This is a genomic window from Pseudorhizobium banfieldiae (assembly GCF_000967425.1).
Classification (GTDB): Bacteria; Pseudomonadota; Alphaproteobacteria; order Rhizobiales; family Rhizobiaceae; genus Neorhizobium; species Neorhizobium banfieldiae.
Map to the genome: position 1 here is coordinate 3,183,731 of NZ_FO082820.1, position 19,175 is coordinate 3,202,905.

A 19,175-nucleotide genomic window follows, 5' to 3' on the forward strand; every position below is an offset into this window, starting at 1 on the left:
TACGGACGCACCTTCCCTTACGCACTATATGAATGATCAGGCGAAGCCATCCACGCCGGCAAACTGCTGCTTGAAGGCGCGAACCAGTCGGTCCAGATGGTCCGCATCCCTTTCCGGCCGGGGCAAACCGACGTTGAAAATGCCGACGACTTTTCCTGGCCTGGGCGATAGAACGATGATCCTGTCGGCAAGCAAGAGGGCCTCGCGCAAGTTGTGCGTCACCATCAACGCCGTGGTCGGTCGCGTCGACCAGATCGTTACGAGAAGACTTCGCAGTCTTTCGGCGGTTGCCTCGTCAAGCGATACGAACGGCTCGTCCAGGAAGAGGATGGAAGGCTCAGTCGCAAAGGCGCGGGCAAGAGCGACACGTCTCGCAAGTCCAAGCGACAGTTCGGAAGGATAAAGGGTCTCCAGCCCAGACAGGCCAAGAGCCTCGAACAGTTCGTCGAGCACGACCTTCTTCAGGGACGGAGGCAGCGTCAACCGGATGTTCTGCTCCACCGTCCGCCATGGAAGGAGCACCGGCTCCTGAAAGACAGCCGCGATGCGGTGACTGTCTCCGGCCGGCATCCGGATGCTGCCTGAATAGGCTCGATCAAGACCGAGCAGGATGCGCAATGTCGTAGTCTTGCCGCATCCTGACGGACCGAGGAGGCATGCAAACTCGCCCGACCCGACTTCGAAGGAGAGGTCTCGTAGAGCGACGACGCCTACGCCCTCCGTCGAGCGGAAAGTTTTTTCACGGATCTCGACCTTAAGCGGCGCGGCGACGCCAACGGCTTGCATGCTGTTCAACGGGCTGCACCACAACGAGTTCGATCATCAACATGATGGCAACGAAGGCCAGGGTATAGGCCAGGATACCGGCGACATCGAAGATCTGGAAATAGAGGTAGATCTGGAAGCCGACGCCATTCGAGCGACCAAGCAGTTCCACCACGAGGACGATCTTCCAGATCAATGCGATGCCTGAACGTGATGCCGCGGCAAAGTAGGGCTGGAGTTGCGGCACCAGGATATGCCGGACCCTATCTAAGTTGGTCAGGCGGTAGACCTGTGCCATTTCCATGAACCGGTCGTCGAGTGCGCGTGCCCCTTCGCGCATCGTGACAACGACGTTCGGGATCTTGTTGACCGCCACGGCGCCGATCGCGGCTGCTTCCGTCAAGCCGAACCAGATATAGGCAAGCACGATTATCACCAGGGCCGGTATGTTCAGGAAGAGAACGAGCCAGGGATCGAAGAATGAGTTGAGCCGTCGTCGTCGGCCGAGCAGAATGCCGATCACGGTCCCGACCACCATGGCGATGACATAAGCGGCAGCGACGCGCCACAAGGTCATTATCAGATGGTAGACGAGATCGCCACTGATCAATTCGGCGACGATGACACGCCATACCGCCGCTGGTGGTGGCAGCGCGCGACTCGGCCAGAGTTCCGCAACCAGGCTCCACACCAGCAGGAGGCCGATCAGGGATGCCGCGGTGCTCGCCAGCGGCAGCAAGGCGCCACGCCCGCCGCCGCGACGCTCGGACACCAAGCCGGCCCTGGCATCCTCGTCAACGTTCATGCCTTCAATGCAGCCCAATAAGTGCCGGGCGCCATTCGCCGTGCCTTCCCGACGAGCTTCTCGCCGCCCAGGGTGGCGAGGACTTCGTAGAGTTTGGCGGCATCCTGCTCCTCCTCGGCAACAGGACGCTGCGGAATACCTTCGCGATACCGATCGCGCAGCACCTCAAGCGCTCGCCCTTCTGCCCTCACCAACGGCGCAAGCCGCTGCCATTCCGGATCGGAACTGGCGAGCAGCGCCTTTGCCTCTGAACTTGCTCGAATGAAGTTCAGCGCCACCTCCTGGTTCTGGTCGGCCCATTCCTCACGGAACACATAACCGAGAGCCGATACTGGTCCGGATGCTCCGAGGCCCCGGGCCGCATCGTCGGCGCCGACCAGCCGTCGGAAGCCCTCCGCTTCCAGGCGAGCACAGAAATGCCAGAAGTTCAGGACAGCATCCAGTTCGCCCGAGAGCGCCTTCTCGGCGAGGAGTGGCGGGGCGCCGTACACGATCTCTGCTTCCTTGGCGAGGTCGAGTTGGTGATCCTGCTGGGCAAGGCCCTGGATCAGCAACCAGCTCTTGTCCAGCGGCCCACCCGCGACTCCGATCTTCTTGCCGACAAGGTCGGGCAGTTGACGTAGGGCGGAGTCGTTCTCGACCATGAGGGCCCCCACTGCCGTTGAGTAGGGCGCCAGTGTCAGCGTCTCCCCTTCCGACCGCTGTCGCGAGACCCAGAGCCAGTCGGACACGATGACATCGAGATCGCCGGCCAGCATGGCGACATTGGTTGCGTCCTCGCCGGCGAAGTCTAGAACTTCGACCTCGACGCTGTTCTTCCGGTCCAGACCATGATGCTTGATGGTATTGAGTTCCCAACTGACGGTGCCGAACTTGAGGACGCCGACCTTGATCCTCGGCAGGTCGGATGCCCCGATCGCCGGAAAGCCCAAGCTGGTCGCCAGCAAAGCAAGCCCCAAGCCACCAAATCCTCGTCTCGATATCCCCATGTCACTCCCCCTGAAGTAGGTTTGCCCGTCAGATATCACGGCTCCCATCGGGATATACGCATTTCCAGCGTACAATCTTCAACGCAGGGCGACCTTCCGACCATCGCGCGATGCGGCTGGGCGCCGAAATCATGCATTGCATGAGAGAGCCTTCGCTTTCGAAATAAAGATGCTCGTCGCGGCAACTGGTAGGGCTGGCGAACAGACACACTGTCAGGACAAGATCGACGAGGTTCAAGGAAGCACCTTTCTTGCGTGAATGCGCAATATCGAAGGCCGAGCGCACGTACCCGACAGAAGCTCCTCAAGGTGCCCGATGAAAAGCTTCGAGCAGAGTATGCCCTGCGCGGATATGCGTCAACTAAGTGTACCGCGTGGACCACGCGACTATGTTGACTCGCTCAAACGAAGGTCTACCTTTCTCCGCGTGTACAGCGCATCCGATCGGAGCGCACCACTACACGAAAAACTGGACCTCCGGGAGGATGTGGAATGCAGCTTACGGTAATGGTTGGGGCGGCGGGCCTCGTGATCGCGATGGCCGGTCAGTGTCTTGCCCAAGACGCTGCAGCCGGCGAGAAAGTATTCGCCAAATGCAAGGCATGTCACGTCGTCGAAGGCGACACAAACAAGATTGGTCCCTCTCTCAAGGGCGTCGTCGGTCGCACCGCAGGCACGCATGAAGGGTTCAAATACTCCAAAGCCATGGCCGAGGCAGGAGAGAAGGGTCTCGTCTGGAACGACGAAACGCTTGCGGAGTATCTTCACGACCCGAAAGCTTACATCAAGGGCAATAAGATGGCGTTCGTCGGGCTGAAGAAGGATGAGGACCTCGCAAACGTGATCGCCTACCTCAAGCAGTTCCCGTAAACTAGCGGTTCTCCAGCGTCTGCGAGATGGTCTTGACGAGCGCGTACAAGCGCTGCTCGATCAAGGTCGGCACCTCGCAGACGAAGGTGAGAGACTGGACCCGTTCCTGGAAGATTCTCGTCTGGAAGACGAGCCGGCCGTTGCGAACAGCGACCTCGTTGGGATCAGCGTCCGCTTTCGCCCGTAACGCATCGACAGCCGAAGCTTCCTTGCGCAGTGCGTCTGCCAAGTCCCTCTGCTTATGGGCGTACCGGCCGATACCGCTGATGACCTGCGAACGCTCGCGGTTCATGTGATCGAAAAGCCCCCTCACCAGCTTTGCAAGCCGCATCTGCCGCTCTTCCGGCGTCAGCCTGGTGGCAAAATCGCGGATCATCTGCTCTGCATCGGCCAAGGGCACGCGCCTGGCCGCGACCTCTGCGACAAGATATGAAACGTCGGCATCATCTGCCCATTCGCTTGCCGATGGCGGCAGTTCCGGTCCGGTCCAGATCTGCGCAAGTGAGAGTTCTGGCACCTTGCGCTGGATGCAGGGCCACTCGGGATCATCTCCCTGAGCCGTTAGAGCCGGCCCGACGAGAGCGCCGTGCAACAGGAAGGCTCCGAGGTATGTCATCACGCGCGCCGAGAACCTCATGTGTTTCCTCCTCCATCCTGCCTGCGGCTGAGCAGGCCTTTCGATGGGTCATAGGCAAAGATGGCGCCGCCCAGGAAGAGCAGGATGCACCCGACCACGACCGATAGGGAATACCATTCGATCTGCCCGTAGAGCGCGAAGCGCACCAGTTCGACGGCGTAGGTAAAGGGGTTGGCGAGGCAGATCTTGTGAAGAAGCGGACTAGCCTCCTGGATGCGCCACAGAGGGTAGAGCGCCGAAGAAGCGAAATACATCGGGAAGATCACGAAGTTCATGATGCCCGCAAAATTCTCCAGCTGCTTGATCATCGAGGAAAGTAGCATGCCGAGTGCGCACAGCATCACTCCCGCGAGAAAAAGCGCCGGCAGGATGAACAGGTAACCGATGAGCGGTGGCTTCACGCCCCAGAACCAGGCGATTGCCAGGAAGACATAGACTTGCAGGATCGAAACCGTGACACCCGCCAACAGCTTCGACACGAGCAGGAACCAGCGCGGGAAAGGGCTGACCAGTAGGGTCCTCATATTGCCCATCTCCCGGTCGTAGACCATGGAGAGCGAGGACTGCATGCCGCTGAACAGCAGGATCATCCCGCATAGACCAGGCGTGATATAGACTTCATAGAGGACATAGGTCTTGTAGGGTGGAATGATCGAGACGCCCAGGACCTGCCGGAAGCCAGCCGCGAAGATGAACAGCCACAACAGCGGGCGCACGAGCGAGGAGATGAAGCGCTCCCGCTGGTTCAGGAAGCGCAACGCCTCCCTGAACACGATGCCGCGAAAGCAGATGAGGTAGTGGCGCAGACTGAAGCCGGACCTGCGGCCGCCGGCGGCGGCGAGCATCTCGGCCTGAACTTGCGACGTCATCGCAGCACCTCCTCCGCCTGCACCTCGGATTGAGTGAGTATTCCGAAGGTTTCACCGATATTCTCGGCGCCGGTCGCCGAAACGACATCCGAAACACGGCCATCCGCCAGCACCCTGCCCTTGTGGAGCAGGACGACACGATCGCGGACATCGACTTCGTCGATCAGGTGCGTCGCCCACAGGACACTGATCCCCTCTTCCGCCACCAGGGTTCTTATGGTCGCCAGGATATCGGCACGGGACTGGATATCGAGACCAACCGTGGCTTCGTCCAGCAGGAGCAGCGGCGGCCGATGCAGCAGGGCGCGGACGATCTCGACGCGACGCATCTGGCCGCCCGACAGCGCCCGGACCTTGTCGTGCAGGCGATCGCTCATACCGACCTGCTGCAAAAGCGTCCCTATCCGCTCCCTCGCCGCAGCCCGGCCGATCCCGTGCAGGGACGCGTGATAGGCAAGATTCTGATCGATACTGAGGTCGAGGTCCAGCGTACGGGCCTGGAACACAATTCCGAGACGACGAAGCGCCTGGCCCGGCTGCCTTGCGATGTCATGCCCGAAGATGCGGATCGCGCCATGCCGGGTATCGTAAAGATGGCAGATCAGTGAAAACAGCGTTGTCTTTCCGGCACCATTGAGGCCGAGCAAGACCGTGAAGCGGCCTTGCGGGATCGTGAAGGACACATCTGAAAGCACCCGTTTGCGACCATAGGCGTGGCTTACGCCGGACACTTCCAGAGCGGCGGGCGGGACCATGGCTTCATCCGCCTTCACATGCTGCATCATCCCGCCTTCCGTTCTCCGCTACTTGATGATGATCGTGCCCTGCATTCCCTTGTCGGCCAAGTCCGGCACCGACCAGGTGTAGGTTCCGGGACGGATCGTCGTGAACTGCACCTGCATCGTCCCTTCCGCGTCGAATTCCAGCCAAGCAGGTGCCCCGTTCATGTGAACCTCAAGATCGTTGATGACGATCTGGTTCATCCAGACATTGCGGAACAGGTCTGTGTGAAATTTATACTCCAGTCCGGCAGCAGAGCTAATCTTCCAACGATACCCCTGCCCGGCGATCAGTTCGAAGTCCTTCTGGTTCACGGTGAAACTGTCTTCCGCCGACCCCAGGACCAGTTCCGGGACGTCCTTGCTGGCCCGCGTCACCTTCTCCGTCGCCGCGGCCGCCGGTGCCGGCGCATCATCGTCGTCACCATCATCGGCATCCTGCGAGAATGCCGGCACCACGGAGACGGCGAGCCCCATGAAGGCTGCGAGAGACAGTCTGCGATAATAGTTCATTTCAATCCTCCTCCTGAAAACGCTGAAACTATTGCGGCGACACAGCCACGCCCCACGGAAGCGCCCCGACCGTCACCGATTGGACTGGCTCGTCGGTGGCGACATCGATGAAGGTGATGTCGTTGGAGACGCCGTTGGTGCTGATGATCGTCTTCTGGTCCGGCGTGAAGGCGAGCTGCCAGACACGCTGGCCAACCAGCACATACTTCTCAACCTCATAGGTCTCCGTATTGACGACAGCGACGCGATTGGCGGGACCGAGCGCGACGTAAGCTTTGGTGCCGTCCGCAGTAATCCGGACCCCGACGGGTTGGATCGCTTCCGATCGCAGACCGGGGATCTCGAAGGAGATCTTCTGGGTGATCTCGCGACTTTCATTGTCGATCACCGAAACGGTGCCGCCGATCTCGGCACTCACCCACACTTCGGAATTGTCCGGCTTGAATTCGGCAAAGCGCGGACGGGAATCGACCAGCACGTTATGCGTAATCTCGTTCGTGGCCGTGTCGATGAAATGCGCCATGTTGGTTGTTTCGGACGTATTGACCATCGTCTTGCCGTCCGGACTGATCCCCATCCCCTCCGGCTCCACGCCGACTGGAATTTCGGCCACCACGCTCTTGCTGGCGAGATCGATGACCGTGACCAGGTTGTCGTCCTCGTTGGCGACATAAAGCATCTTGCCATCGGGCGAGAGCACGAAGAGCTCCGGATCCGGTCCCGAAGGCAGTGAGCCGACGATCTGATTGGTGGCTGTATCGATGATCTCAATCGTGTCGTCGTCGCTGGCACACAGGTAGATGAACTTGCCGTCATGCGAGATCGTGATGCCGCGAGGCCGCTGGCCGACACTGATCGTGTGGACCACCTCCATGGTGGTGGAGTCCACGACGGTTACCGTGTTGTCCTTCTCGTTGGAGACATAGACCATGTAGGCTGACGCGGGCGTGGCAAGGCCAACCGCGAATACAAGCGCGCCTGACAAACAACTCTGTCTTCCAAGCATTCCAGATCCCTCCTCACACGTTTTCAGTCCAGAACGCATGTCGTTTCCGGTTGATCGACCCCGAGCGTGTCCAGCTCCGACACCTGATGCAGGAACCCCTCCTGCGGCGAGGTCGATACCACCGACCGCCCGTCGCCAAGGAAGATCGGCTGGCGCAGCTGCCCGTTCCAGGTCCGGAAGGTCAGCTTCTGCCCCTTGAACGCTGCAATCGAAAAATCAGGGCTTCGCAGGTAATCTGCAGTTTTCGCGGCCTCGGCGCTGTTAATACGCGTCACGGCTTCGCCGACGACCCGCACCGCCGTCCAGGCGGCCATGTCCTTCCACAGCATCCGCCGCCCGTTCGCCTTGGCGAACCGGTTCTGGATCTGCGTGCCGCCCCATTGCTCGCTGGCGGGATGCCAGGCAGACGGAATGAGGCCGGCGGTGCCGGCGACGGGCCGAGGCGTCCAGGTTCGGTAGGGGACATAGGTACCGAATACCTCGCTCTCGTCGGCCACCAGAACGACGTCATGCTCGGGAAAATCCTGCGTGAAGACCGGCATCTGGCGCTGGATCTGGACGACGCCTGAATCCGTCCTGCGGGCGGTCCCGGTATCAGTGAACTCCTTCTCCAGCAGGATCTCACCGCCGAAGCGCTCTGCGGCACGACGAAGCGCATCGGCAAAAAGCTTGTCCCGCTCATGGGAGCCATGGATCAACACCCAGCGAGGCCATTGCTTCCATATGAGATATTGCGCCAGCCCATCGGCTAGCATGCTGCGGGTAGGAGCCGTGTGGAAGACGTTCGAACGGCAAGCCTCCTCGCGCAGCCGATCATCCGTGGCACCGATGTTGAAGATCAGCACATCCCGATCCCGCGCGAGATCGGTGATCGATAGAAGCTGCTCGGCGGACAGGTCCGCCAGGATGTAGTTCACCCCCTTCGAGATGAGTTCCTCTGTCGCCGCCTTCACATCCGCATCAAGTTTTACCTCGGTCACGTCGAGCGTGTAGGTCTGCCCAAGGAACTTACCGGTCGTGTTGTTGTCGGCGATTGCCACGTCGGCCCCAGCCACCCCTTCGTCGCGTGGCGCGACATCGAGTACGGAGAGCGCGAGCTGTGGCTCATAGGCGCGAAGGTAGCCCAGCTTGACCTGTACCTGCGGCACGGCCGATTGCTGCGCCGCAGTCGGGAAGACACCGAACAGAACGAGAAAGATAGCAATGAACGGCAGGAAGACAGCAGGCACCGGATCCCTCCACGGATAAACCAGTCCCGAAGTGGTTCGGAACTAACGTCTTTTCGGTGCCGAAGCGAAGACTATCCCGCGACAGGATTTAATCAACCCCTCAATCTGGAGGCGGGCTCCCAAGATTTCGTGAGCCACGCGGGGCTTGGATGCTGCGCCAAACAGCGTATGATGACCGTGGCTCAAACAATGGGCCACCTGGAAGGAGGAAACATGAAGAAGACATGGAAGAAGCCAGCGATGTGCACCGTCGCTGTGGGGATGGAAATGTCGCGTTATTTTCCTGCCCAACTGCCTGCGAAGAAATAACTGACGATCACCGTCTCACCCGCCCAGCGGGTGAGACGGGCCTCGCATGCTCAGGAAAGCCACGGCGTCTGCCTTGGCGGGGAGAAGCATTTGATGCGGCTGAAGATCCTGGGATCCGCCGCTGGCGGCGGTTTCCCCCAGTGGAACTGCAATTTCCGCCTGAGCCGGGCGGCCCGGATGGGCGCCGAAGGCGTGAAGGCAAGAACGCAATCCAGTCTGGCCGCTTCTGCCAATGGCGTTGATTGGGTGATCTTCAATGCCTCCCCCGACATCCGCCAGCAGATCGCCGCCACGCCGGAACTGCAACCCGCCGAGGATGCACCGCTCCGCTCGACGCCGATCGCGGCAGTCGTGCTGACGAATGCCGACGTCGACCACATCGCCGGCCTTCTCAGCTTGCGGGAGCGACAAGCTTTCGTCATCTATGCGACGCGGCGCGTGCTCGATGTGCTGGATCAAAACTCGATTTTCAACGTCCTCGATCCGAGGGTCGTTCAACGACGCGAGCTACCTCTAAACGTCACCACCCAGGTCCTCGATTGGCAAAACAAACCGACGGGCCTTACGGTAGAGCCCTTCCCCGTTCCGGGCAAAGTGGCGCTGTTCATGGAAGACGAAAGCAAGGCCAACACCGGGTTCGGGACGCAGGCGGGCGACACGATCGGCGTCCGGATTGCAACGGATGCTGAGAACGTCGCGGCCTTCTACGTTCCGGGATGCGCCGCCGTCGACAGCGACCTGAAGACACGTCTACATGGAGCGCGCTGCCTCCTCTTCGATGGCACCGTCTATACCGATGACGAGATGCTCACATCCGGCGTCGGATCCAAGACGGGGCAGCGCATGGGTCACATGCGTATTTCCGGCCCGGACGGCTCGGCGGCAGCCTTGGCCGATGTGGAGATCGGCCGCCGCATCTACCTCCACATCAACAACACGAACCCCATCCTCGACGAGAATTCCGCTGAAGCGGAGACGGTACGTGGACGCGGCTGGGAGATTGCTCATGACGGGATGGAGGTGGTGCTGTGAACGAGTTTGCGGATGCAGCAAGAGACGGTCTTTCGCCCGAAGCGCTGGAGAAGGTTCTGCGCGAGGTAGGCGTCAGCCGCTACCATAACCGCCACCCGCTGCATCACAAGATGACGGCAGGCTCGCTGTCGAAGGCACAATTGCAGGCCTGGGCGCTGAACCGCTACTGCTATCAATCAGTCATTCCTCGAAAGGATGCCATGATTATCGCCCGCGCCGAAGATCCTGCTTTCCGTGCTGAATGGCGAAAACGCGTCGAGGATCACGATGGCACGGACGGCTGGAACGGCGGCATCGCGCGCTGGTTGAAGCTGGCGACCGGCCTCGGCCTCGATGCCGACCTCGTGAAGAGCCAGAAGTCAGCACTGCCGGCCACACGCTTCGCCGTCGGCGCTTACCTGTCCTTCTGCACGGATCGTACGCTGCTGGAGGCGGTGGCCTCGTCACTGACCGAGCTCTTCTCCCCAGTGATCATCGGCGAGCGCGTTCCGGCCATGCTGGCGAAATACGACTACGTGACAGAGGATATCCTTGAATATTTCCGGCCAAGGCCGGCGCAGGCCTCGCGCGATTCGGATTTCGCCCTAGCCTACGTACTGGCGAAGTCCGACACGCCGGAAAAGCAGCAGGCGGTGATCGACGCCCTCGTCTTCAAGTGCGACGTACTCTGGGCCATGCTGGATGCCCTTGAGCAGGCCTATGGGGATCACGGCCATGTGCCGCCCGGCGCCTTCGATCCGAAACGGCCACAATGATGCCGCGGCGGGAGCGCAGGATCGTGACTGCAAGCTCCATCCCGGTGCTGAAGCGCCATGTACGCCTGCAATATGATCCGGTCCGACAGGCCTGGGCCCTCCTATCTCCGGAAAAGGTGTTCTGGCCCGACGAGATCAGCCTAGACATTCTGAGGCTGTGCGATGGGAAGCACTCGGTCAGGCAGATCCTGGATCACCTGGCGTCTGTTTATGAAGCCCCGCCCGAAGAGATTGCAGAGGACGTTGAAGGCTTTCTCCAGGAATGGTCAGATAGATCTTTGGTGACGCTATGACCCAAGCGATACTTCCGCCGATCGGAATGCTGGCAGAACTGACGCATCGATGCCCGCTACAATGCGCTTATTGCTCCAACCCGGTCGAACTCCTGAAGGCAAACCGGGAAATGGCAACCGAGGCTTGGCTTGCGTTGTTTGATCAGGCAGCAGATCTCGGCGTGCTGCAAATCCACCTGTCGGGAGGCGAGCCGACTCTTCGACCGGACCTGGAGGTGCTCGTGCAACGCCTGGCGAGTCGCGGCGTCTACACGAACCTGATCACGGCCGGCGTCGGCATCGCCGAGGGACGGATGGAAGCACTGGCACAGGCGGGACTGGACCATGTCCAGGTGAGTTTCCAGGGCGCATTTGCTCCAACGACCGAAAAGATCGGCAACCATCGAGGCGCTCACGAGAAGAAGATGGAAACGGCAAGGCAGGTGCGCGCCGCCGGCCTGCCACTGACAATCAACGCGCCGATCCACCGGCACAATATCGAGGAAGTGCCGGCCTTCATCGATCTCGCCCTGGCCCTCGACGCCGAGCGGCTGGAGATTGCCAATGTGCAGTATGCCGGGTGGGCGCTCCTCAACCGCAACGCCCTGATGCCGGACCGTGCGTCGGTCGAGCGCCAGGTTGAGACGGTGCGCAAGGCCCAGGAAGACCTCTACGGCGTCCTGGCCATCGATTTCGTCACCCCGGATTATTTTGCCATGTATCCAAAGCCTTGCATGGGCGGATGGGCACGCGATGCCTTCGTGGTAGCACCGGACGGAAGCGTCCTTCCATGCCATGCCGCCGGCACCATTCCGGATCTCGTCTTCGACCGCTTCGGAGACAAGAGCCTCGCGGAGATCTGGCTTCAATCAAAGGCCTTCAACGCCTTTCGCGGGACCGACTGGATGAGCGAGCCCTGCCGCAGTTGCGAAAGGCAGGAGATCGACTGGGGCGGATGCCGCTGCCAGGCGATGGCAATCGCCGGTAGTGCTGCGGAAACCGATCCCGCCTGTGCGAAATCTCCGCTCCACGCCCGGATGGCCGCGCTGATCGATGAGGCCATGGCAGCGGATCGCGAGGAATTCCGGTATCGGCGTATCGGTTCGCCGGTTCTCGAACGTCAGTGACTGCGGCCCCTTCAGAAATAGCCTCGTTTCGCAGCCCCGCGATCGCGTCGAACCCGTCGTGCAGCTGTCGAGTATGAGATGGCGGTCTATCCGCGCAGCAGGAGCCTCGCGGTGGCGTCTTCCGGCATATCAACCTGCTCGTGCCGCCTAAGGATCCGCGTACGACCATGGGCTTCATTATCATGGAGCCTGAAGATACACCCCCAATGTCGGGGTCCAATGCCATCTGCGTTTCAACCGTCCTGCTCGATAGCGGCATTGTGCCAATGGTCGAGCCGGAAACACGAATGGTCCTTGAGGCGCCAGGTGGGCTGTTCGACGTCGTCGCATCCTGCCGTGACGGCAAGGCGGAGCGTATCACGTTCACCAATGTGCCTGCTTTCGCCGACAAGTTGAATGCGACGCTCGAAGTGGAAGGGATCGGTACGCTCACCGTCGACACCGCCTATGGCGGCGACAGTTTCGTCTTCGCCGATGCCCGCGCGCTCGGCTTTGCCGTCACCCCGGACGAGGCACGCGAACTTGCTGAGACGGGCATCCGCATCACGAATGCGGCAAACGAGCAATTGGGATTTAACCACCCAGACAATTCGGAATGGAACCACATCTCCTTTTGCCAGCTGACGCTGCCGATTGAAGAGCAAGCCGGCGCGCTGCACGGCCGCAACACCGTCGTGATCCAGCCTGCCAAACTTGACCGTTCGCCGACGGGTACCGGGTGCTCGGCGCGCATGGCTCTGCTTCACGCCCGCAGCCAGATCAATCTAGAGCAGCTCTTTTACGGATATTCAATAATCGACTCACGATTCGAATGTCGCATCGTCGATCGGACGACCATAGGTGGCCGCCCTGCAATCATACCAGAAATTTCCGGCCGTGCACGGATCACCGGCACCCATCAGGTGATGCTCGACCCTGATGATCCCTGGCCGACTGGCTACCGTCTTGCCGACACCTGGCTGCGCGTGGGCGGGCGCTGACGCCCGCACCAGCAGATGCCATCGGCAATGCGGTCGGGCAGGCAGAGGCCCACGAGGTCGCTGTCCGATCCAAACCGAGAAAGCTGGACCTACCCGCCATGACTTCAGGCGCTGGTAGCCTTACACCGTGACAGCAAAACGTGCCGCCCGAGCAGGAACCGCCCGACGAGCGGGCGGTTCTGCGTGGCTTAGAGGGAAGCCCCAACCTTTCGCAGATCAGCGAGGATTGGTGCCTTTGGCAGCCAGATCTTGTCATAGGCCTCAATGATCTTGCCGGCATCGGCTACTTCGACATCCTTGATCGTGATGACCTTCCCAAATTCGTCCAGGAGCTTTGACTCGTTTGCGACCGTTGCGTCAATCTGCTCATCGAGCGCCGATTTGGTCAAACGGGCAATGAGCTCACGGTCCGCCTCCGGCATTTGCTGCCAGACGCGGCCTGATGCGAGCGCAACACAGGGCATGAAGATCGCGTTCATCTTCAGCATTGTCTTCGACACCTTGTCGAACCGCTGGTTCCAAGAGAAGTCCAGGTCAGCCTCAAGACCATCAACCTGACCGTTGGACATGGCATCGAAAACCGCTGGCGTGGGGATCGGCGTGGGGGCTGCGCCTAGCAGCTCGTAGAAGTCCTTATAGGCAGGCGTTGTGTTGATGCGCAGCTTCATTCCGTTAAGGTCTTGCAGACCTGCTATCTCTTTTGCTGTAAACACGACGCGCATTGTCGTGATGCCCCATGCAAGCCCGATAGTGCCTGTCTCCGCGGGAAGAACATCGAGCATCTGCATAGCGATCGGCTGACGCACGAGCTTCGCCACCTTCGCCGTAGAATCCACCACCCATGGCGCATTGATCGCAGCGATCGAAGGGATGCGTGAGCCAAGCTCGGCTGTCATGATCCAGCCCAGGTCCAGCGATCCGGCCTGCATCTGCTGCAACATGGCCGCCTCAGTGCCGAGCTGATTGGCTGGGAAGACTGCGATGTCCAGCCGTCCATTGGTCTCTGCCTTGAGCAGTTCACCGACCTTCAAGGCCGCATTGTTCCACGGGTGGCCGGGAGGCGTCGTGATACCGAGACGCAAGGTTCGGCTTTCCTGTGCGCGTGCGATGAAGGGGGTGCTGAGCAAAACCGCTCCGGCTGAGGCGCTGCGTAGCAGTGTTCTACGGGTAATGTTCATGTGTCTTTTCCTCTGGAGTTGTCGGCTATCCGGCAAAGAAAGTGGAGAGCTGGGGGAAGATTGAAAGAAGGACGAGCAGCACGCATGAAGCGAAGAAGAACGGCAGGGTGACGATGAACATCTTGCCGGGCTTGGCACCAGTCACCGCTGACGCCACAAAGAAACACAGGCCGACGGGCGGCGACAGAAAGCCCAGAACCAGGTTGATGACAACCACCACGCCAAAGTGGATCGGGTCAATGCCATACACTTCCGTCGCAATCGGTAGCAGGATGGGCACGGTCATGATGAGGCCCGGGGCGCCATCGATCACTGTCCCAATGACCAGCAGGATGACGTTGACCAGCAGCATGAAGGTGATTGGGTCAGATGCAACGGTCTGAACCCACGCGGCGACATTCTGGGGCACCATTCCGTAAACGAGGACCCAGGAGAATACCGCCGCCGCCGCGACGAGAAAGAGCACCACTGCGGAATAGACCGCCGAGCGCAGCAGCATTTTTGGAATGTCACGATAGGACAAATCGCCGATCCAGTATCGCCCGACGACAAAAGCCGCCACCACGCCAACGGCCGCGGCCTCAGTCGGGTTCGCGATACCGGCAAGGATGGAGCCAACGATGATAACGGGAATTAGCAGTGTCGGCAGTGCGTTAAGAACGATCTTCGCACGTACCCGGATCGTCTGCTTCTCTCCCTTCGGATAGTCATAGACGAAGCCCATCAACGCAATCATGACACAGAAGATCGCCGTCAACAGGATACCGGGAACCATCCCTGCCATGAGCATGTCAGCGACGGGCACCTGGGCAAGGACGCTATAGACAACGAACATGATCGAGGGGGGAATGATCGGACCCAACATGCCGCCATAGGCGGTAAGGCCAGCCGCGAAGGTCTTGTCATAGCCCTTCTTTTCCATCTCAGGCACCATCATCTGCGCCATGATAGCCACTTGTGCCGTCGCTGAGCCCAGGATGGAGGAGACAAACATGTTGGCGAACAGGTTCACATAGGCCAGCCCGCCGCGCAGCGAGCCGATGAAGGCCATCGTCATGTCGATGATCCGGCGCGTAATCCCGCCGCCGTTCATCACCTCCCCGATCAGCACGAAGAGGGGAATAGAGATCAGTCCATAATTGTCGACGCCGCCGAATAACTGGACCGGGAGGCTGTCAAACAGAAGGAGGTTTCCGCTGTCGAGAATGTAGACCATGCTGACAAGCATGAGGCACAGTCCGATCGGCACGCCGACGAGCATCAAAAGAAGAAAAACCGAGGTCGTGACCATTAGTTCACGCCCTCCGCATGATCGAATCCCGGCCGTGGGCGTATTGGAGAAAAGCCCAGATCCTCCAGGATATTGGCAACCGCATGGATCAGCATGGTGACCGCAAAGATTGGGATGATCAGACTCACGAGCCAGGTCGGCCAACGCAATGTCTGCGTTTGCTCCGTGTAAAGAAAGTTAAAGGTCTGCCCGGCATAGGCCTTGGCATCGAAGCCCGCTGCAGCAATGCCGAGCGGATCCATCCAGCGCCAGCACATATAGCCAAGAGCAAAGGCGAATACCGCCACCAGCATGCTGGCCACTGCTTTCATTCGTCGCGCATGGACTTCGGACAGCTTGTCGGAGAGCAAGGTCACCGAGAAGTCCAGCCTAAGCCGCGTCAGGGCCGACGCTCCCAAAAAGCCCAGCCAGACCATTGCATACACAGCGGCTTCGTCGACCCAGTAAAGGGGCATGCCGGTGTAGCGGGTGATCACGTTGAGGAGAATGAGCCCAAGGACGAGCGCCATGAATACACTGGCGAAGAATTTCTCGGCAACCAGGACGGCTTCGGAAAGGCCGATCATTAGACGAACCGGCACTGCCGACGCCCCGCCCGTTGTAAACGCGTCTGGTCCCATCTGCCCCTCTTGTTTTCATATAAAGTAGATTTTATACATTTTTGGTGTCAATGCCTGCTGGATGTTTTTTGTGAAACCATCAATCAAACACCGCACACTGTCGGGCGCGCTTCTGGAGGAAATCCGCCAGGATATCTTGTCGGGCCGTTACAAGGCCGGAACGCAGCTCAGGCAGGATGCTTTGGCAGAGTCCTATGGGGTCAGCCGGATCCCGATCCGAGAGGCTCTGTTTCAGCTTGAGGCCGCGGGGCTGGTGAAAATCATGCCCCAAAGGGGTGCGGTCGTCTCCGACCTTTCCCGCGAAGAGATCGAAGACGTGTTCCAGCTTCGCGTCCTGCTGGAACCACGCCTTCTTTTGGCGTCTGCGCCTCATCTGACTGAAGGTGACTATGAACGTGTCGAAGCAAAGCACGCAGATTACGTGCAAGCCATCTCCGCGAACGCCGTCAATGAATATGGCCAACTGAACGCCGATCTTCACCTTGCACTCTACCGCCGCGCAAACCTGCCGCGAACGCAGCAGATCGTGACGTCGCTCCTTGAAACCAGTGATCGCTACACCCGCATCCAGCTGTCCAATGCCGCCGCTATGCAAAGAGCAATGGCCGAGCACGCGGAATTGATTCAACTGTGCCGCTCACGTCGTTACGAGAGTGCTGCCAGCTTCCTCGCGCAACACGTGGCGGCCGTCCAGAACGACCTTGTGATGACACTGGCAATGACAGAGCCGGTAGAGACCCCTGCGTAAAGCTGCGCGTGCCAGCTAGCCATGATGCTAGCGGGAGCGCGGGTCGGATGTGAGCCGGCAGACAAACACTGCAGAGCAAGCAACTGGTCAATTTGGAATGACCGAGTTGGTGAAGGGTTTCGGGTGTCGTCAGGCGTCCGAAAGCCTCTCATGCAGGAACCCGCGGGCGGCATTCTCTGAGCTATGGGGTTTTGTGGATCGTCGCTTTCATCGGGCGGCTAATCGCAGGGACAGTTGCCAGTCCCGCCGCCTCGAGGGCGGGCCTTGCGGGTATAGTTCTGCGGATTTTTGGAGTGGATGAGCGTACGTTTGCCGCGCTGAATGCCTTCGCCATAGGGACTGGCACAGACCAGTTGGCCTGCTCTGCTGTGAGTAGACCATATCTATGGATCGGCCATGCTGGGTCATGATGCACACTCCCGGTTCATTGTTGTCTCGTCTGGTGGTCCACGCGGTTGCCGCCAGCGCTTGAGCACTTCGATGACGACCATGCGTCCACCGCAGCATGGGCATGGCGGCCGGATGTCGATCGGTTCGTCGTCCGCCTCGTCAGAGGGCGGCGGGGCAGCGTTGAGGAGCTCGCGGGCACGAGCGATGCTCATCTTCCGAGAACCGCCGGATGCCCGCGCGGACAATTCCCGACGGCAGAACGCCGGCTCGAAGACATGAAGCGCGGCGAACTGCGTTGGAACGAACGAGAGCGTGGGTGGGAGGTCTTCATCCCGTCCAACGCGTTCAAGAACTCCGGCTCATCCTTCTTCGGGCAGAAGCCGTTTCGACTGGTGCTGCCGGATCTGCTTGATCTCTACACCCATCTCAACGCTTACATAGAGCGACATCGGAAGGTGCTGCTGGGTCGCGCACCCGATCCGCGCACGCTGTTCGTCAAGACAGTAAAGACGACCAGCGTTGACGCCGCTTACAATGAAACGACGTTCTATGAGGCTTGGCGGCTGGCGATCCAGCGATATACGGCATCTACAATCCTTACACCGGCCGCGCTGCCATCAAAGGGCTCCTTCCCCACGGTCCTCATAACGTCCGAGACGTCTTGGCCACTCATATTCTGAAGCAAACAGGATCCTACGAGCAGGCAAGCTACGCGATCCAAGATACGCCCGACGTCGTCCAACAGCATTACGGACGCTTTCTGCCGCAGGACAAGGCAGCATTGGCAGCGCGGATCCTCAATAAGGTGTGGGAGGCAGCATGGCCTACCCGGAAGCACGCCTTATCCGCGTCACGCAGTCAATTGGGAAAGTGTATACGCCTCGGCCGCTCCAACGACGGTCGTTTCCGCTTTGATGAAAGTCGAACCTAGTAGCCTGGTATTGCAACGTAGCTAGCCTAAGAGGTTTCGCGTTCTATGATCTGGAATCCGATGTCAGTGACGGGATTGGTCATGGTCTTTTTCGCAAAACGCGCCAGCAGCGCATCTGCAGCCGCAGTTCCGAGCTTTTCCCGATCTACTCTAACGCTGGTCAACGGTGGGTCCGTGTGAGGTGCAAACTCCTGGTCACCAAATCCGATCACCGCCACCTCACTTGGCACCGCCAGACCTCGAGCCTTCGCTTCAACCAAGATCCCTTGGGCAAACTGGTCCGAGCTGCAGAATATGACGCCGCCCGAGAACCCATGCTCGGCAATCAGGGTCGCCAATGCCTGTCGCCCTCCACCTAGCGATGCATGCCCTGGAAAATCGACTGTCGCCACTGGCGTACCGCCCAAAGCTTCGAACTGTCTGACAAAGGCATCCCGGCGTCGCGCTGCCCTCTCATCTCCAGCAGTAACGGCGGCGGCGCGTCGGTAGCCGTGCGAATGTGCATAATTGGCAGCGGCAGCGGCTGCTGCGACATGTGAGAAGCCTACGCAGCAATCTATCGGAGTCTCGGTTATATCCCAGACTTCCACGATCGGTATGGCCGCGCTTAACAGCATGCGTCGGACCGCCGGCGAGTGGTGGATCCCTGTCAACAACATCGCGTCGGGCCGCCGCGACAAATGCGTCGCGACCACAGCCTCTTCCTCGGCGAGGTCGAATCCTGTTTCGCCAACCATCAACTGGTAACCCCGCGCCCGCATGATCTTCGAGAATGCATGAAGCATACTGGCGTAGACAATGTTCGTCACCGAGGGCACAAGCGCTGAGATCAGATTGCTTCTGTTGGAGGCAAGCGCACCGGCCAGGGCATTGGGCACATAGCCGGTGACACGGATGGCATCCTGAATACGCTTCAGCGTTTCCGCAGAGACCATCGAGGGGTCCGAGAGCGCACGCGAGACCGTCACCTGCGAGACCCCGGCAAGGCGCCCGACATCAGCCATGGTTACACTACCGCCACTCGCCCTGGGAGTTCGCCTGCCAGTTATGCTTTCTTGGCCTTCGCGGCTGCCCATGCCT

19 protein-coding genes and 3 pseudogenes are annotated in these 19,175 nt (G+C 60.0%); 8 read left to right on the plus strand and 14 right to left on the minus strand.

Translation table 11 applies throughout. The annotated features are described in order from the left end of the window. Window positions 1–36: 36 nt before the first annotated feature. From NT26_RS15575 to NT26_RS15585, 3 genes are read right to left on the minus strand one after another with little or no spacing between them, the layout of a single operon-like run. Window positions 37–786: an ABC transporter ATP-binding protein gene (locus NT26_RS15575; RefSeq protein WP_052640091.1), complete on the minus strand. Its 750-nt coding sequence runs from the start codon at window positions 784–786 to the stop codon at window positions 37–39. Next, window positions 755–1,570, minus strand: coding sequence for an ABC transporter permease (locus NT26_RS15580; protein ID WP_082077725.1), 816 nt, complete (start codon window positions 1,568–1,570; stop codon window positions 755–757). Before NT26_RS15580 ends, NT26_RS15575 begins: the two co-directional genes overlap by 32 nt. Next, window positions 1,567–2,559, minus strand: coding sequence for an ABC transporter substrate-binding protein (locus tag NT26_RS15585; protein ID WP_052640093.1), 993 nt, complete (start codon window positions 2,557–2,559; stop codon window positions 1,567–1,569). Before NT26_RS15585 ends, NT26_RS15580 begins: the two co-directional genes overlap by 4 nt. Window positions 2,560–3,066: 507 nt before the next feature. On the opposite strand from NT26_RS15585, the gene NT26_RS15595 reads away from it, so the two are divergent. Next, the gene (locus NT26_RS15595; RefSeq protein ID WP_162197812.1) at window positions 3,067–3,429 is read left to right on the plus strand and encodes a c-type cytochrome; all 363 of its coding nucleotides are present in this window, start codon (window positions 3,067–3,069) and stop codon (window positions 3,427–3,429) included. Window position 3,430: 1 nt separating this feature from the next. Here NT26_RS15595 and NT26_RS15600 read toward each other — a convergent pair whose 3' ends face one another. From NT26_RS15600 to NT26_RS15625, 6 genes are read right to left on the minus strand one after another with little or no spacing between them, the layout of a single operon-like run. Next, window positions 3,431–4,066 carry a hypothetical protein gene (locus NT26_RS15600; RefSeq protein ID WP_052640097.1) on the minus strand — a complete coding sequence of 212 codons (636 nt, stop codon included), beginning with the start codon at window positions 4,064–4,066 and terminating at the stop codon, window positions 3,431–3,433. Beyond that, a complete protein-coding gene (locus NT26_RS15605; RefSeq protein WP_082077726.1) occupies window positions 4,063–4,935 on the minus strand; it encodes an ABC transporter permease in 873 nt (290 codons plus the stop codon). Before NT26_RS15605 ends, NT26_RS15600 begins: the two co-directional genes overlap by 4 nt. Beyond that, window positions 4,932–5,717: an ABC transporter ATP-binding protein gene (locus tag NT26_RS15610; RefSeq protein WP_052642254.1), complete on the minus strand. Its 786-nt coding sequence runs from the start codon at window positions 5,715–5,717 to the stop codon at window positions 4,932–4,934. Before NT26_RS15610 ends, NT26_RS15605 begins: the two co-directional genes overlap by 4 nt. 21 nt (window positions 5,718–5,738) lie before the next feature. After that, window positions 5,739–6,227, minus strand: coding sequence for a cupredoxin domain-containing protein (locus NT26_RS15615; protein ID WP_052640099.1), 489 nt, complete (start codon window positions 6,225–6,227; stop codon window positions 5,739–5,741). A 28-nt stretch (window positions 6,228–6,255) separates the two neighbouring features. Then, on the minus strand, window positions 6,256–7,233 hold the full coding sequence (locus NT26_RS15620) for a YVTN family beta-propeller repeat protein (RefSeq protein WP_052640101.1): 978 nt from the start codon (window positions 7,231–7,233) through the stop codon (window positions 6,256–6,258). A gap of 23 nt (window positions 7,234–7,256) precedes the next feature. Continuing rightward, complete coding sequence (locus NT26_RS15625) at window positions 7,257–8,462, minus strand: ABC transporter substrate-binding protein (RefSeq protein ID WP_152335951.1); 1,206 nt, start codon at window positions 8,460–8,462, stop codon at window positions 7,257–7,259. Between the two features lie 402 nt (window positions 8,463–8,864). Between NT26_RS15625 and pqqB the strand changes: the two genes are divergently transcribed. The 5 genes and pseudogenes from pqqB to NT26_RS15650 all read left to right on the plus strand — a co-directional run. Beyond that, window positions 8,865–9,803, plus strand: coding sequence for a pyrroloquinoline quinone biosynthesis protein PqqB (gene pqqB / locus NT26_RS15630; protein ID WP_052640103.1), 939 nt, complete (start codon window positions 8,865–8,867; stop codon window positions 9,801–9,803). Next, window positions 9,800–10,558: a pyrroloquinoline-quinone synthase PqqC gene (gene pqqC, locus NT26_RS15635; RefSeq protein WP_052640105.1), complete on the plus strand. Its 759-nt coding sequence runs from the start codon at window positions 9,800–9,802 to the stop codon at window positions 10,556–10,558. Before pqqB ends, pqqC begins: the two co-directional genes overlap by 4 nt. After that, window positions 10,558–10,851: a pyrroloquinoline quinone biosynthesis peptide chaperone PqqD gene (pqqD, locus tag NT26_RS15640; protein WP_244467703.1), complete on the plus strand. Its 294-nt coding sequence runs from the start codon at window positions 10,558–10,560 to the stop codon at window positions 10,849–10,851. Before pqqC ends, pqqD begins: the two co-directional genes overlap by 1 nt. Continuing rightward, window positions 10,848–11,957 carry a pyrroloquinoline quinone biosynthesis protein PqqE gene (pqqE, locus tag NT26_RS15645; RefSeq protein WP_052640111.1) on the plus strand — a complete coding sequence of 370 codons (1,110 nt, stop codon included), beginning with the start codon at window positions 10,848–10,850 and terminating at the stop codon, window positions 11,955–11,957. The genes pqqD and pqqE overlap by 4 nt, the downstream gene beginning before the upstream one ends. A 101-nt stretch (window positions 11,958–12,058) precedes the next feature. Then, window positions 12,059–12,937, plus strand: a pseudogene (locus NT26_RS15650) (proline racemase family protein); the annotation flags it as partial. A gap of 188 nt (window positions 12,938–13,125) precedes the next feature. On the opposite strand, the gene NT26_RS15655 reads toward NT26_RS15650, so the two are convergent. From NT26_RS15655 to NT26_RS15665, 3 genes are read right to left on the minus strand one after another with little or no spacing between them, the layout of a single operon-like run. Then, window positions 13,126–14,115: a TRAP transporter substrate-binding protein gene (locus tag NT26_RS15655; protein WP_052640113.1), complete on the minus strand. Its 990-nt coding sequence runs from the start codon at window positions 14,113–14,115 to the stop codon at window positions 13,126–13,128. A 25-nt stretch (window positions 14,116–14,140) separates the two neighbouring features. After that, on the minus strand, window positions 14,141–15,406 hold the full coding sequence (locus NT26_RS15660) for a TRAP transporter large permease (protein ID WP_052640115.1): 1,266 nt from the start codon (window positions 15,404–15,406) through the stop codon (window positions 14,141–14,143). After that, a complete protein-coding gene (locus tag NT26_RS15665) occupies window positions 15,406–15,972 on the minus strand; it encodes a TRAP transporter small permease (RefSeq protein WP_082077728.1) in 567 nt (188 codons plus the stop codon). Before NT26_RS15665 ends, NT26_RS15660 begins: the two co-directional genes overlap by 1 nt. 124 nt (window positions 15,973–16,096) lie before the next feature. Here NT26_RS15665 and NT26_RS15670 point away from each other — a divergent pair, with 124 nt between their 5' ends. Further along, window positions 16,097–16,774, plus strand: coding sequence for a GntR family transcriptional regulator (locus tag NT26_RS15670; RefSeq protein WP_152338675.1), 678 nt, complete (start codon window positions 16,097–16,099; stop codon window positions 16,772–16,774). Window positions 16,775–17,178: 404 nt separating this feature from the next. Here NT26_RS15670 and NT26_RS23415 read toward each other — a convergent pair. After that, window positions 17,179–17,394: pseudogene (locus tag NT26_RS23415) on the minus strand (IS91 family transposase); the annotation flags it as partial. Here NT26_RS23415 and NT26_RS22815 point away from each other — a divergent pair. Beyond that, window positions 17,392–17,984, plus strand: a pseudogene (locus NT26_RS22815) (hypothetical protein); the annotation flags it as partial. The pseudogenes NT26_RS23415 and NT26_RS22815 overlap by 3 nt on opposite strands. A gap of 137 nt (window positions 17,985–18,121) precedes the next feature. Here the strand turns inward: NT26_RS22815 and NT26_RS15680 are convergent. Then, entirely contained in the window at window positions 18,122–19,099 is a 978-nt protein-coding gene (locus NT26_RS15680; protein ID WP_052640120.1) for a LacI family DNA-binding transcriptional regulator, read from the minus strand. Between the last annotated feature and the right edge of the window lie 76 nt (window positions 19,100–19,175).

Bases quoted from the DNA above. Each gene is read 5' to 3' on its own strand.
- NT26_RS15575 (WP_052640091.1), bottom strand. From the start codon at position 786: ATGCAAGCCGTTGGCGTCGCCGCGCCGCTTAAGGTCGAGATCCGTGAA.
- NT26_RS15580 (WP_082077725.1), bottom strand. From the start codon at position 1,570: ATGAACGTTGACGAGGATGCCAGGGCCGGCTTGGTGTCCGAGCGTCGC.
- NT26_RS15585 (WP_052640093.1), bottom strand. From the start codon at position 2,559: ATGGGGATATCGAGACGAGGATTTGGTGGCTTGGGGCTTGCTTTGCTG.
- NT26_RS15595 (WP_162197812.1), top strand. From the start codon at position 3,067: ATGGTTGGGGCGGCGGGCCTCGTGATCGCGATGGCCGGTCAGTGTCTT.
- NT26_RS15600 (WP_052640097.1), bottom strand. From the start codon at position 4,066: ATGAGGTTCTCGGCGCGCGTGATGACATACCTCGGAGCCTTCCTGTTG.
- NT26_RS15605 (WP_082077726.1), bottom strand. From the start codon at position 4,935: ATGACGTCGCAAGTTCAGGCCGAGATGCTCGCCGCCGCCGGCGGCCGC.
- NT26_RS15610 (WP_052642254.1), bottom strand. From the start codon at position 5,717: ATGCAGCATGTGAAGGCGGATGAAGCCATGGTCCCGCCCGCCGCTCTG.
- NT26_RS15615 (WP_052640099.1), bottom strand. From the start codon at position 6,227: ATGAACTATTATCGCAGACTGTCTCTCGCAGCCTTCATGGGGCTCGCC.
- NT26_RS15620 (WP_052640101.1), bottom strand. From the start codon at position 7,233: ATGCTTGGAAGACAGAGTTGTTTGTCAGGCGCGCTTGTATTCGCGGTT.
- pqqB (WP_052640103.1), top strand. From the start codon at position 8,865: ATGCGGCTGAAGATCCTGGGATCCGCCGCTGGCGGCGGTTTCCCCCAG.
- pqqD (WP_244467703.1), top strand. From the start codon at position 10,558: ATGCCGCGGCGGGAGCGCAGGATCGTGACTGCAAGCTCCATCCCGGTG.
- pqqE (WP_052640111.1), top strand. From the start codon at position 10,848: ATGACCCAAGCGATACTTCCGCCGATCGGAATGCTGGCAGAACTGACG.
- NT26_RS15655 (WP_052640113.1), bottom strand. From the start codon at position 14,115: ATGAACATTACCCGTAGAACACTGCTACGCAGCGCCTCAGCCGGAGCG.
- NT26_RS15660 (WP_052640115.1), bottom strand. From the start codon at position 15,406: ATGGTCACGACCTCGGTTTTTCTTCTTTTGATGCTCGTCGGCGTGCCG.
- NT26_RS15665 (WP_082077728.1), bottom strand. From the start codon at position 15,972: ATGATCGGCCTTTCCGAAGCCGTCCTGGTTGCCGAGAAATTCTTCGCC.
- NT26_RS15680 (WP_052640120.1), bottom strand. From the start codon at position 19,099: ATGGCTGATGTCGGGCGCCTTGCCGGGGTCTCGCAGGTGACGGTCTCG.